This window comes from Dyadobacter sp. HNCC25DJ184, from assembly GCF_056895215.1.
On sequence record NZ_JBXHAQ010000004.1, the window covers coordinates 168449 to 182230 of the forward strand.

Consider the following 13782-nt stretch of genomic DNA (forward strand, 5'->3'; position numbering starts at 1 on the left):
GCGCTTTTCTAAAACCCAAACTTTACTCTTTGTCCTTGTCGTAAACCGGAGCTTCCGCTCTCACCTTAGCTACCCCAGCAATTTTCCTAGGTAAATCTGCTGACGTAGACCGTATTACTGCCTTCACTTCCGCCATGTTTATAACTGGAAGATATTTTGAGAACAGAAGGAACAAAGTAAAGAACAATCCGAATGAGAAAATGTAATCCCCTATATCATAGCGAGTTGGAGAGAACATCGCCCAGCTTGAAGGAAGGTAATCGCGGTGAAGAGATGTAACAATAATTACAAAACGTTCGAACCACATACCGATATTCACAACAACTGAGATAAAGAATGTGAATGTGATGCTACGACGTAATTTGCGCGACCAGAACAACTGTGGAGAAATAACATTACATGTCATCATAGCCCAATATGCCCACCAGTAAGGACCAGTCATACGGTTGAAAAATGCGTAATATTCATATTCTACACCGCCATACCATGCAATAAAGAATTCAGTAATATAAGCAACACCCACAACAGAACCTGTTAGCGTGATTACTTTATTCATGGTTTCAATGTGTTCCAATGTGATATAGTCTTCAAGGCGATAAACTACCCTTGTAATCAACATTAGGTTTTGAACCATCGCAAATCCTGAGAAAATCGCACCTGCCACGAAGTATGGAGGAAAGATAGTTGTGTGCCATCCCGGTATAACCGAGGTAGCGAAGTCCATACTTACAATCGTGTGCACAGAAAGTACAAGTGGTGTTGAAAGACCAGCCAGAATTAAGCTGATATATTCGTAACGAGACCACGTTTTTGCTGATCCGTCCCAGCCCATTGCAAATGTTCCGTAAATAAGTTTAGAAACTTTGCTGGTTGCGCGGTCACGTATCGTTGCCAAATCAGGAATTAAACCGATATACCAGAAAACCAATGATACCGAGAAATAGGTACTGATCGCAAATACGTCCCAAACAAGTGGAGAGTTAAAGTTAACCCAAAGTGAACCAAATGCATTTGGAAGAGGAAGTGCCCAGTAAGCCATCCAAGGACGACCCATGTGCATTAAGATAAACGACGCTGCACAGAGTACGGCAAAAATCGTCATCGCTTCTGCTGCACGGTTAATAGACGTTCTCCACTTCTGACGGAAAAGTAAAAGGATAGCTGAGATAAGCGTTCCGGCGTGACCGATACCTACCCACCATACAAAGTTGGTGATATCCCAGGCCCAACCTACTGTTTTATTCAAACCCCATACGCCCAAACCTTCCCACCAGGTCCATGCAAGACAGTACGAACCATACGCTAACACGATGAGGGACAGGCCAAAGGCAATTTTCCATTCCTTGGTTGGCGCACCTTCTACATGCCGGCATATATCCTCCGTTACATCTGCATATGTTTTACCACCTTGAATCAGGGGTGTTCTTACGGGTGAAGTAACATGCATACTACTATAATTTATAATGATTTAAATCTTCAAATAAATTCTTGTTTCTGTGGAAATCAGGCGTGTTCCTTTTTTGCTTCAGCCTTTTCCGCAACATCCTTATTTCTAACCTTGGTAAGGTAAGAAACTTGTGGTCTTACATTGATTTCCTCTAGCATATGGAATGCTCTTCCTTCTCTTTCTTCGGCCAGAAGTTTAGAAATTTTACTCTCAGGATCATTCATATCACCAAAAGTAATGGCGTTAGTAGGGCATGAGCTTCCGCAGACAACAGAAACATCACCGTCCATAACTCTTCTTCTTTCTTTCTTGGCTTTAAGTTTTGCTTCCTGGATCAGGTGCACGCACATTGAGCATTTTTCAATAACCCCACGTGAACGAACAGTAACATCAGGATTGATGACCATTTTGCCAAGGTCGTTATTGAAAGCGTAATCGAAGTTGTCGTTATCGAAGTATTTGAACCAGTTGAAACGACGTACTTTATAAGGACAGTTGTTAGCACAGTAACGAGTACCAACACAACGGTTATATGTCATCTGGTTTAGCCCCTCAGAACTGTGAGTAGTTGCAAGAACCGGACAAACAGTTTCACATGGTGCGTTGTTGCAATGCTGACACATCATGGGTTGGAACGTAACCTCCGGATTCTCCGAAGCAATTTCCAAACCACGCAAATCTTCTACATCCGCATCACTGCTATAATAGCGGTCAATACGAATCCAGTGCATTTCCCGAGCATTGATGATTTCCTGACGACCTACAACCGGAATATTGTTTTCAGCCTGGCAGCTTACCACACAAGATCCGCAGCCAAAGCATGTATTAAGGTCTACAACCAGACCCCATGAGTGATTCTTATATTGGTGCCCATTCCAAAGAGACAAATCTGTCGCGTCGACCTTACCCTCAGAAGTTGGAATTTCCGGGATAAACCTTCCTGCTAACGGATCTTTCTGGAAATGAGAAAGTACTGTATCCTGAAGAACAGACTTTCTGTTCATTACAGTACTGTGAGTTTGAGTCTGAGCGATCTCTCTCGTATCACCGGTTTTGCTGATTGTAACATCACCAGGAGTTAAAGAAAGAAACCCATTGCTATACTTCGCGAATGGATATAAGTTTTTACCTACACCGTTCGCTGATTTACCAGCCTTTTCACGGCCGTAACCAATCGCAACAGAAACAGTACCTTGCGCCTGACCTGGCTGGATCAGTACAGGTACTTCAACAGTTTTGCCGTTAAGCGTAATTTTGATAACATCACCTTGCTTCAAACCTTGCTCGGTTGCAGTCTTTTGAGCAATACATGCGTAATTGTCCCAACAAGCTTTAGAAACTGGCTCAGGGAATTCCTGTAACCAAGGATTGTTTGCCAAAGCTCCCGTTCCGATACCCACTTTCTCATAAAGAGAAAGTTCGATTCCAGAAGAAGAAGCTTTGTAATTTTTTGCTATGCTTAAAGCCGCTTCATCAACATTGCCCGTGAAACTAGCGCCTGTTGAAGCTGTAACCGGAACAGCATAAACACCGTCACAAAGTGATTTAACCCAGAATTGTTCAAAAGAACCAACCTGATTAAATATGTTTTTACTCCAGTAAGATTTAATATATGCGTGGAAATCTGAAGGAGCTCCAGCCCATTTCAATAAGCTTGATTGTGCCTGACGTGTATTAAAAATCAGACTTATAGCTGGTTGAGTCAAACTGAATGAACCTGCTTTTGGTTGTGCATCATTCCAAGACTCAAGATAATGAGGAGCCGGACAGATATATTTTACCAAAGAAGATGTTTCGTCAGCTCTGTCATTGAATGCAACACTTAATCCAATTTTTGGTAACGCCGCAACCAATTCAGCACCGCGGGCGTGATCGTACACCGGATTAGCTCCATAAACGAACAACGCATCCACTTTCCCGCCTTTCACTTCGTCAATGAACTCATTCATTGCGATGTCATTTCCCTGACGAAGATAAAGAGGATTGTCTAAATCAATAGTTGAACTATATGATCCCAATAAACTATTCAGAGCATTTACAACAACCTGAACCGAAGGATCGTTAATGCCGGAAACAACCAAAGCACTTCCTTTCGCTGCTACCAGATCAGCTGCTGCTTTGTCGAGATTGGCAATTTCAACAGCTGCCGATGCAATAGCTTTTCCACCAAGTTTCGCCGCCACCTTATTATATAGTGAAGTAACAACAAGACCAAGCTGAGAAGGTTTAACGGAAGTACGGTAATCCGCGTTTGACCCGGTTAGAGAAAGCGTCGTTTCAAACTGATAAAGGCGGGACATATCTTTCTTCCCTTCTTTACCGCTTCCCAAGATACGTGTTACAGCAAATTGATTTGAGAAGAGTTCTGGAGCGATCCAGGTTCCCAAGAAATCTGCATCGATGCCAACAACCAATTTCGCTTTGCTAAAATCGTATGAAGGTATAACTGCCTTTCCAAAAGAAAGTTCGTTACCTTTTACAATTGCATATGACGAATTTGCATCATATGTAACAACCTTTGTAGTAGGATACTTAGCCGCAAAATCAGCAAATACTGACTTTGTTGAAGGACTAAGAATTGTATTTGAAAGAATACGAATATTGCCTCCTTTTGCTGCCACCTGCGCCAATTGCTCAGCCACCTCTTTATCAATCTGCTCCCAGCTAACCTTAGTATCTTCGCCTTTTTTGGGGCCTCTTAGTTTTTCATTATCATATAAGCCGAGAAGAGATGCGTGAACTCTTGCACTTACGCCGGATGAAAAAGTAGAAAGGGAATTTCCTTCAATTTTGATCGGCCTGCCTTCTCTTGTTTTAACCAGAATACTTGCGTAATCTCCTCCTTCTGAGTATGTTGAAGCATACCAGTTTGAAATTGTAGGAAATTCACCTTCTGGTTTATTTACGTAAGGAAGAGCGTTTTTAACCGGAGTCTCACAAGCTGCCAAAGAAACAGCAGCCATACCAAAGCCGAGAACTTTAAGGAAATCCCGACGATTTGACCCTGTGCCGTCCACCAAACTTTCGTACTGGGTTTCAATTGGAGCATTTCCAAACTCAGATGACGCATCCTTTACGAACTTCTCGTCATTTCTCAGCTCTTCCAGCCCCCTCCAGTATCTTTTATCAGTATTTTTCATAAAAATATTCAATACAAATGAGTTGTATTCCGGTATCTAATTCTTGAATTAATAGTGGCACTTAGAACATTCCAAACCGCCGATGTCCGCTACTTTCAGCGCCTCTTTGCTTTCGGAAGCATGCAATTGTACCAACTTGTCGTAATACGCATTACCCTTAGTATTAACATCCGTTTTGCGGTGACAGTCAATACACCATCCCATTGTAAGAGAGGAGCGTTGCTCAATCACTTCCATTTTTTCGACCTCACCGTGACAGTTCTGGCATTCCAACCCACCTACGTTAACGTGTTGTGCATGGTTGAAATAAGCAAGATCAGGAAGGTTGTGAACTCTAACCCATTCAATAGGCTGATTATTCTCGATTGAAGTGTATATCTTCTGAATTTCAGGTGATTCCTTTTTGATAACACCGTGGCAATTCATACAAATATTCGCAGATGGAATATGTGCAGATTTACCTCTGTTCACACCCGTGTGACAGTAATTACAGTCTATTTTATATTCTCCCGCATGAAGTTTGTGCGAAAATGAAATTGGCTGTTTTGGAGCATAACCTTGCTGAACACCAACACTATACGCACCATCAATAGTAAGCTTTAATACTAAAAGCACAAACACCCAGACGGTTGCAGACCTAATGGCAGGATCAGTAATGAATGACTTGAATGAGTTGCCAAAGCCAGTCATCGCATCAACTTGGGTAGCATCCTCTGGTTTGCCACTTACCGCTTTGCTCAATATTGAAACGATTACTACCAGAACACCAAGTACCAGTAACATAACCAATACCAAAGCAACCAAAACGATCATGAATAGATCAGAAGGACCACTTGAAGATGCTGTTGTCACCGCACCTGCAGCTGCGGGCGTTGCTGCCGCAGGAGCAGCAGTTGCTGCGTTGTCGACATAAGCGAATATCGCTTTGATATCGTCTTCTGACAAGCTTGGGAAACTTGTCATTGGAGTTTTAGAATACTCGTTGTAAATCTTAACTGCATAAGGATCGCCGGAAGCAACCATAGCCTGTGAGTTGTGAACCCACTTCACAAGCCATGCAATATTGTTTCTGGAAGTGGCTCCTTTCAAGCCTGGCCCAACCACTCGTTCGTCGGTCGGAGCGTGACATGAAGCGCAGTTCTCTTTAAAAATCTTTTCACCTTTTGCAGTATCTCCACCGCCTGAGGCAGCCGCTGTTGCTGTGCTGTCTTGTGCATTCACTAAAAGAGGTGCACTAAGAAAGATCGCTAAAACGAATGCAATTAACGATTTCGAACACTTTAAGAAAGGAGTTAACTTAGAGTCTTCTCGGAATGGTATATTCATAATAAACTATGCATTATTCTTCAACAGACAAAACTAGCTTACGATTCTTTATCCGCAAAAGTATTTTAGTGATATTTTGATGACGCTTCTTATTTATAATATTTCTAATTTGGGAATTTTAGAAAATTTCGAATTTTGCAATTTATTCATTCTTATCCAGCGTATTAACAGAAAAATGCCATTTGAAAAACCTTAAAAAGGTCCTACAAATGGCATTTATAAATAATTTCCTATGACTAAAATCAGTTTCAGGAATTATAATTAATCTAAGAGGTTCCGAGCGGATTCGAACCGCTGTACAAGGTTTTGCAGACCTCTGCCTAGCCACTCGGCCACGGAACCAATTTGAAATTTAGCAGGTGGTTTTTTAGAACCAGCCTGCTAAATCCGGTGCAAAAGTACTATATTATTTGACTATTCAGCGCTTTCGCCATCTTTTTTAGTCACTTTTTTTCCTTTCTTTTCACTTTCTTCAAACTGCTCTTTCAAAGCTGAAAGAACGCTTAGGTCTCCAAAAGTAGATTTTTCAACTTCCTTCGCCGGCTCAACTGCCTTAGCAACAGGTGCTTTCTTCTCATCCTTTTTCTCCTCAGCTACCGCAGCTTTCACTTTTGAGTGCGTAAGAACAATCTTCTTCTCTTCTTTCAAGAATTCAAGAACTGTGAAGTCAAGGCTTTCACCTATCTCTGCAAACGTTCCGTCTTCCTTAGCAAGGTTTTTAACAGCAGCTATACCTTCGATACCGTACGGTAACTCAAGTGTTGCGAATTTATCACCTTTTGCAACTACTGTACAACGGTGAACAGAACCTACTTCGAAGATTGATTCGAAAGTATCCCAAGGATTTTCTTCAAGTTGTTTGTGGCCAAGAGCCAAACGACGGTTGTCCGCGTCAAGTTCAAGAACTACAACTTCAAGTTCGTCATTCACTTTCACGAAATCCGATGGGTGTTTAATTTTCTTAGTCCAAGATAGATCTGAAACGTGTACCAGACCGTCGATTCCTTCTTCAAGCTCGATGAACAAACCAAAGTTGGTAAGGTTACGAACCACACCTTTATGACGTGTTCCGATTGCATACTTTTCTTTAAGAGAAGTTTGAGTCCAAGGATCTTCGGTAAGTTGTTTGATACCAAGAGACATTTTGCGTTCCTGACGATCCAAAGTCAAAACTACTGCGCTGATCTCGTCGTTTACGTTCATAAACTCCTGAGGATTGCGCAGGTGCTGAGACCATGACATTTCAGATACGTGGATCAAGCCTTCAACACCTGGCTTAATTTCAAGGAAAGCACCGTAGTCAGCTACATTTACAATGCGACCTGTAACTTTCGATCCTACCTGGATAGCTTCGTCAAGTGAATCCCATGGGTGAGACTGAAGTTGTTTCAAGCCAAGAGAGATACGTTTTTTCTCTTCGTCGAAATCAAGAACAACCACGTTCAGCTTCTGATCCAATGACAGAAGATCTGATGGGTGGTTGATACGTCCCCATGAAATATCAGTGATGTGCAACAAACCATCAACACCTCCAAGGTCGATGAATACACCGAAGTTGGTCATGTTTTTGATAACACCTTCAAGTACCTGACCTTTCTCAAGGTTGTTAAGTATTTGCTGACGTTGCGCTTCAAGATCTTTTTCGATCAAAATTTTGTGAGAAACTACTACGTTATCGTTTGCGTAATTAATCTTCACAACTTTAACCTCCATACGCTTTCCAACAAAAATGTCGAAATCACGGATAGGTTTAACATCTATTTGAGAACCTGGCAAAAAAGCCTCGATTCCAAAAATATCTACGATAAGACCACCTTTGGTTCTTCTCTTTACGTTTGCGTCGATTACCACATCTTCGTCGAAAGATTTCTGGATGTTATCCCATGCAGTAATTACCTTCGCTTTCTTACGTGAAAGAACAAGCTGTCCTTGAGCGTCTTCCTGGTTTTCTACGTATACTTCAACTTCGTCACCAATTTTCAAACCTGGCAGATCGCGGAATTCGTTTGAAGAAACGATACCATCTGATTTGAAACCGATGTTAAGAATTACTTCACGATCGGTAATTCCAACAACAACACCTTTAACAACTTCTTTTTCCTGAACCGGAGAAAGTGTTGTTTCATACATTTGTTCAAAACGATCGCGGTCAGCAGATGAATAACCTGTACCGAAACCTTTGTCTTCTGCCTTTTCCCAATCGAAATCCGGGAGCGCCTGAATGTTTTTTTCCTTTGACATATATAGGAATTATCGCTCTTTCAAGTACATCAACCTACGAGCTAAAAGGTTGAAAATAAGTTTAACAATTGCTTTTTAAAAATCAGACCGCAAAGGTACATGATTTTAAGACAATTTTCCACTTTTTCTAAAAAAGTAATTTAGGGGACTATTCAGCCAGGATTCGCTGAAAATGAGGAGATAATCGAAGGCTATTACAATTTAGCACCGACGCTCCTTTGTGCCAAGGTAGGGAAGCCATTCATCAGCGGCCAATCCGGAAAAATCTCTGATAAACATGAGGAAAGATGGGCGAAACGGTCGTTGTTTCAAGTGCATTCCGGCTTCTTCCGGAGTTAAATCGCCTTTGCGGGAGTTGCAACGTTTGCAGGCGGTGGTGAGATTGTCCCAGTTTGTTTTTCCTCCCCGGGATTTGGGCAAAACATGGTCAAGCGTGAGATGATCGTGGGTTCCGCAATACTGACAGCGGTTCCCGTCCCGCTTGAAGAGATTATGCCTTGTCATCACAACACCTCGATATGGAAGATTTATATATCGGTTAAGGCGGATAACAACGGGCATGGGAAACTCATTGCTGACGGTCCTGAGGTAATGCATTTGCGATTCTGCAAGCATTTCCGCCTTATTCATATAAACTAGTAAAAACGCTTTCGGTACGGTGCAAACACTCAGCGCACTATAATCTTGATTAAGAACCAGTACTTTACCCATGAGTTTTTTAGGTAATTCGTTCCGACAATATAGGAAATTTTGCCTAATAAAATACTCACCACCAATGCATTTATAAGAAATTTATTAGTTTTAGGATATTCGATATTCAAAAAAAAGGAGTGCAATTGCACATCGTCAAAAATTCATTCTATCCACTTCTCTTTTTATATCACGTTCTTTTATCGAGTCTCTTTTGTCGTACAGCTTTTTCCCTTTGGCCAACGCGATGTGTAATTTAACAAGTCCGCGGTCATTGCTAAACATCCTCACCGGGATAATTGTCAGACCCTGATCCTTGATGCTCTCTGCCAGTTTCCGCAGCTCACGTTTCTTTAAAAGCAATTTCCGATCTCTCATCGGATCGTGGTTGTAGTGCGTGCCTTCTGTATACGGAGAAATATGAAGACTTCTTAGATAGAGTTCTTCATCCATAAACAGGCAATAAGCGTCCTGAAAATTCACTTTACCTTGCCGTATTGATTTTATTTCGGTGCCGGTCAGCGCAATTCCGGCTGTATATTCATCCAAAAAGAAAAACTCGAACGATGCTCGCTTGTTCTTGATGTTAACCTCTTTATTCAGCTTTTCGGCCATTATATATGTACTTTAATTCCAGTCGGTAAATTTATAGTTATTTAGTTATCAAAATCAGGCCTCGAAAAGTCATTCCCCAACGATTTCTCAGATCAGACATCGCGATAGCACTCATTCCGTAAATCTCAGCGAGACTTCGTCCTGGTAAATTCTTAGTCAACAAACTACAAGAAGAATAGCTGAAGTGAAGTTTAATCAAAATTGCTAAGACAATTTTAACGCTAAAAGATCATGGAAATGCTTAAAATTTAATCAACTGTTTCCACGTGCCTTTTATTCGGTTATACTTGATGGTACTCGGGAGAGCTTTCCACCAATACCTGTTCATCTCCACGGCAAAAGAGGGTTGCATATAACAATTGATCGCGCATCCTTCACATGCAGGCAACTTTCCTTCGAGTGCTACCAGTTTTTGTACCTCGTCGGAATGATAAAGGTCAAATAGCTGTCCATCAATAGGGAAATCCTTTAGACCCAAATGATAACATGGTAATACTAACTTGTTTTCCGGAGATATCACGATCGTAGTGCTCGCTGCCTTACAAACAGGATCTTCGACATGATTGCCCCCATCCAATCTCAACTGCACGAATGCTTCGTTGAGATAAACATTTTTCTGCTTGGCCCACCACATCATTTCGTCAAGCGCTGATTTCGTCAAATTTCCGCCGACACCATTGTACTCAAAGACAGGGTTCAAAATTAAAAGCAAATCATTTGGGATGCATATCTCTTCCCAAAGTTGCCGGATCTTGCCTACATTATCTTCCATAACCGTGAAGATAATATCCGGCCTTTCTCCAAAACCCTTAGCGATTTCAATTGATTCCATCACCTTATCAAAGCATTTTACGCCTCTTGAGATATTGTGCTCTTCGGCATCAGGTGAATCCAGCGAAAAGTGAAGCATATCAATCAGTCCACGTAGCCGTTCTGCATATTTTGGATATAGCAGTCCGTTACTCGTCACGGTGGTGATCATTCCGTGCTCTTTGGAAATCCGAAGCAGGTCATCGAGTTGACGGTGAAGTAAAGGCTCGCCGCCAGTAAAGTCAATTACCTTAACGCCCAGTCTTTTCAGATCGACCAGATTCTCTTCGAAATTTTCAAGGGTAATGTATGGCGATGGTTTATCCCAGATATCACAAAAACTACATGAGGCGTTGCAGCGATAAGTCACATAGTAATTGCACAAAATGGGATGATGAACCAGACGCATATTAACTGAGCATATTTAACAAACTGGTTAGCTTGTCTTTCAGATCTTTTCGGTCGACTATAAAATCAAGGAAACCATGTTCCAGAACGAATTCCGCACTTTGAAATCCTTTTGGCAAATCTTTACCTATTGTTTCACGAATAACGCGCGGACCGGCAAATCCAATTAAAGCTCCTGGTTCAGATATGTTAAAATCGCCCAACATCGCGTAAGAGGCAGTAACGCCACCAGTGGTTGGATCGGTAAGTAATGATATATAAGGTAGTTTCGCTTCGGAAAGCTGTGCAAGCCTAGCTGAGGTCTTCGCCATTTGCATTAATGAAAACCCGGCTTCCATCATTCTGGCTCCGCCCGATTTCGATATCATTAAAAACGGCAACTTATGGTCTAACGAATAACTGATAGCTCGCGCGATCTTCTCTCCTACGACAGATCCCATCGAACCACCGATGAAATTAAAATCCATACATGCGATTACGATTTTGATACCGTTCATCTCTCCGTGCCCTGTTCTCACCGCATCTTTCAACCCGGTTTTCTTCATCGTCGCCTTGATCCTGTCTGAATATGCTTTGGTATCCACAAAACCTAGAGGGTCTCCTGATATCAGATTTGCATCCAGCTCAACAAATCTGTTGTCATCGAAAAGTAACTCAAAATAGATGCTTGACCCAACTTTTTCGTGATACTCGCAATGAGGACAAGTATATGCATTTTGCTTATGCTCTCTGGTTGGAGTGATCTTTTTACAATTGGGGCATTGATACCATAACCCGTCCGGAGCCTCCCGCTTCATTTCCGTCGGTGTACTAATACCTTTTTCTTTTCGAATAAACCAAGACATACTTATTGTTGATTATGACATTAATAAAGTTCTAAACACCAAAACTTTATGATACTTTCGAGATAAATTTAGGGGTCAAAGATAGCAATAATTGTTTTGTATAGTCAAAGGCTCATGGCGGAATACCGATAAATGAATCCGGGCTCAGAACAATTCAATGATAAAATTGTTAATCTTACATAATCCTGACAGCCGATAACATTATACGGCAATTCATTGAATTTAAAATCCATAATGAGCAGCGTCCATACTCCGATCATAATAATAGTAGGAACCAATCGTACTAATTCCATGTCTGCGCAAGTGGCAGCATATTATCAGAAAATTCTTACCCAAAACAATGCAGAAAGTCTGATTGTCGACCTGGTAAATCTTCCAAAAGACTTTACGTCTACCGCCTTGTACGAAAATAGCGGCAAAAACGAGGGTTTTAATGCACTGCGATCTTTTCTGGATCAGGCTGAGCGTTTCATTTTTATCGTGCCCGAGTATAACGGGTCCTATCCCGGTGTACTTAAGGCCTTCATTGATGGCCTGCCTTATCCCAACAGTTTCAATAATAAAAAAGCGGCATTGGTCGGGCTCTCATCTAATATGCAGGGAGCAGCCGTGGCGCTGAGCCATTTAAACGATGTCTTCAGCTATCTGGGAATGAATACGCTTGCATTGCGTGTAAAACTCGCGCATATCCGTTCCCACTTCAAGGATGGCGCCATTACCAATTCGTTATATCAGGAATTGATTGAAATGCAGGCGCAACAACTCATTAATTTCTAAAACGAAAAAGGAGCCTGAGCTCCCTTTCGTTTATTTCAACCAATGTTGTTCCATTTCGCTGGCCGGTATTGTCGGCTTTTTATACAAATCAACTCTGCTGCGTTTGTATGCCGGCCCTTCCAGGTCTGCAAATTTCACCAGATTCTCTCTGAACGATTTGATCATATCATCTATTCGATATCTTTCTTCATCAACGAGATGATCCTCAAATTCCGGCGTCAGATAAGATATATTGATGGGTGAGTGAATGGCGGTATGAAGATCCTCTATATCAACAACACTTGTCAGCGTAGATTCCTCAGCTGCCAAAACAAGATCGTCATGGAATTTCTCTTCGCTTTCAGGAGCGTACTCCACCTCTGGTTCGCTGAATTCCGTAACGACCACGCCGACAGGTGGCTTGATCGTCATTCCTGGTATAGGCGATTCCACGCTATCAAATCCGGCTGCCACAATCGTTACCCGTAGTTTATCACCAAGCGAGTCGTCAGTGATCGTACCCAGTTTAAACATGCGGGCCTCTCCGCCAACTTGCGAAAGAACATATCTCCAGATTTCGCGTTGCTCCTTCATGGTAGCTTCGCTTTTCTTGCTCGTAGCCAAAGTTACTAAAATACGTTTGGCACCTTTAATATCTCTGTCGTTCAGCAACGGAGAATCCAATGCTTCCTGAATTGCTATTTTTGCTCTGTCCTGACCAACCGATTCGGCAGTTCCCATTACAGACTGACCAGCCTTTTTCAGTACTTTTTCAACATCCTTGAAATCGGTATTGATATTACCGCTGGTCGTAATGATTTCAGATATACTTTTTACCGCGTTGAGAAGTATGCCATCTGCCTCGGCAAAAGCCTGAGTGAGTGTCATATCTTCGTACAATTCTTCCAGTTTGTCGTTTAAAACCACGAGAACTGTATCGCTATATTCCTTAAGTTGCTCGATGCCTTCAAGTGCTTGTTCTTTCTTGTCAAGCCCTTCCCATGTATATGGTGCGGTAACAACAGCAACCGTCAATTTGCCCATTTCCTTGGCAAGCTGAGCAATTACAGGTGCAGCACCCGTCCCTGTTCCACCTCCCATACCTGCCGTGATGAATACCATTTGCGTAGATCCACCCAACAGATTCTTTATTTCTTCAATAGTCTCTAAAGCCGCTTCCTTGCCCTTCGATGCGTCTGTTCCAGCTCCAAGACCTTGGGTAAGTGTTGCTCCCAATTGAATTTTAACCGGAACCGGACTATTAGCCAGCGCCTGACGATCGGTATTACACACAGCAAACTCTACATCTTTGATTTTCTTCTCAAACATGTAATTAACCGCATTGCTACCTCCACCACCGACACCAATTACCTTGATAATTGCTGGTTCTGCATGGCTCAATCCCTGCGACTCCTTTACGATTTCGTTCACGATGTAGTCCTGGCTTAATGCGTGTAATAAATTGCTATTCATAATAACGGGGTGTTGTTGAATCACTTATATT

General features: G+C 42.0%; 10 protein-coding genes and 1 tRNA gene. 1 reads left to right on the forward strand and 10 read right to left on the reverse strand.

Annotated elements, in window-relative coordinates; translation table 11 throughout:
- Positions 1–22 precede the first annotated feature (22 nt).
- From nrfD to accD, 9 genes are all read right to left on the reverse strand, one after another.
- On the reverse strand, positions 23–1447 hold the full coding sequence (gene nrfD, locus AC1XUD_RS07685) for an NrfD/PsrC family molybdoenzyme membrane anchor subunit (RefSeq protein WP_483360388.1): 1425 nt from the start codon (positions 1445–1447) through the stop codon (positions 23–25).
- A 56-nt stretch (positions 1448–1503) separates the two neighbouring features.
- Positions 1504–4587 (reverse strand): TAT-variant-translocated molybdopterin oxidoreductase, encoded by a 3084-nt coding sequence (locus AC1XUD_RS07690; RefSeq protein ID WP_483360389.1) that lies wholly within the window; start codon positions 4585–4587, stop codon positions 1504–1506.
- 48 nt (positions 4588–4635) lie between these two features.
- Positions 4636–5913 (reverse strand): c-type cytochrome, encoded by a 1278-nt coding sequence (locus tag AC1XUD_RS07695; RefSeq protein ID WP_483360390.1) that lies wholly within the window; start codon positions 5911–5913, stop codon positions 4636–4638.
- 271 nt (positions 5914–6184) lie between these two features.
- A tRNA-Cys gene (locus AC1XUD_RS07700) sits at positions 6185–6255 on the reverse strand.
- A 72-nt stretch (positions 6256–6327) separates the two neighbouring features.
- Complete coding sequence (gene rpsA / locus AC1XUD_RS07705) at positions 6328–8154, reverse strand: 30S ribosomal protein S1 (RefSeq protein WP_483360391.1); 1827 nt, start codon at positions 8152–8154, stop codon at positions 6328–6330.
- A 201-nt stretch (positions 8155–8355) separates the two neighbouring features.
- The gene (locus tag AC1XUD_RS07710; protein ID WP_483360392.1) at positions 8356–8865 is read right to left on the reverse strand and encodes an HNH endonuclease; all 510 of its coding nucleotides are present in this window, start codon (positions 8863–8865) and stop codon (positions 8356–8358) included.
- A gap of 135 nt (positions 8866–9000) precedes the next feature.
- Entirely contained in the window at positions 9001–9459 is a 459-nt protein-coding gene (gene smpB, locus AC1XUD_RS07715) for an SsrA-binding protein SmpB (protein ID WP_483360393.1), read from the reverse strand.
- A 241-nt stretch (positions 9460–9700) separates the two neighbouring features.
- Positions 9701–10678: a radical SAM protein gene (locus tag AC1XUD_RS07720; RefSeq protein WP_483360394.1), complete on the reverse strand. Its 978-nt coding sequence runs from the start codon at positions 10676–10678 to the stop codon at positions 9701–9703.
- Between the two features lies 1 nt (position 10679).
- Positions 10680–11522: an acetyl-CoA carboxylase, carboxyltransferase subunit beta gene (gene accD, locus AC1XUD_RS07725; RefSeq protein ID WP_483360395.1), complete on the reverse strand. Its 843-nt coding sequence runs from the start codon at positions 11520–11522 to the stop codon at positions 10680–10682.
- 234 nt (positions 11523–11756) lie between these two features.
- On the opposite strand from accD, the gene AC1XUD_RS07730 reads away from it, so the two are divergent.
- Positions 11757–12299, forward strand: coding sequence for an NADPH-dependent FMN reductase (locus AC1XUD_RS07730; RefSeq protein WP_483360396.1), 543 nt, complete (start codon positions 11757–11759; stop codon positions 12297–12299).
- Between the two features lie 30 nt (positions 12300–12329).
- Here AC1XUD_RS07730 and ftsZ read toward each other — a convergent pair whose 3' ends face one another.
- Positions 12330–13751 (reverse strand): cell division protein FtsZ, encoded by a 1422-nt coding sequence (gene ftsZ / locus AC1XUD_RS07735; protein WP_483360397.1) that lies wholly within the window; start codon positions 13749–13751, stop codon positions 12330–12332.
- Positions 13752–13782: the final 31 nt, after the last annotated feature.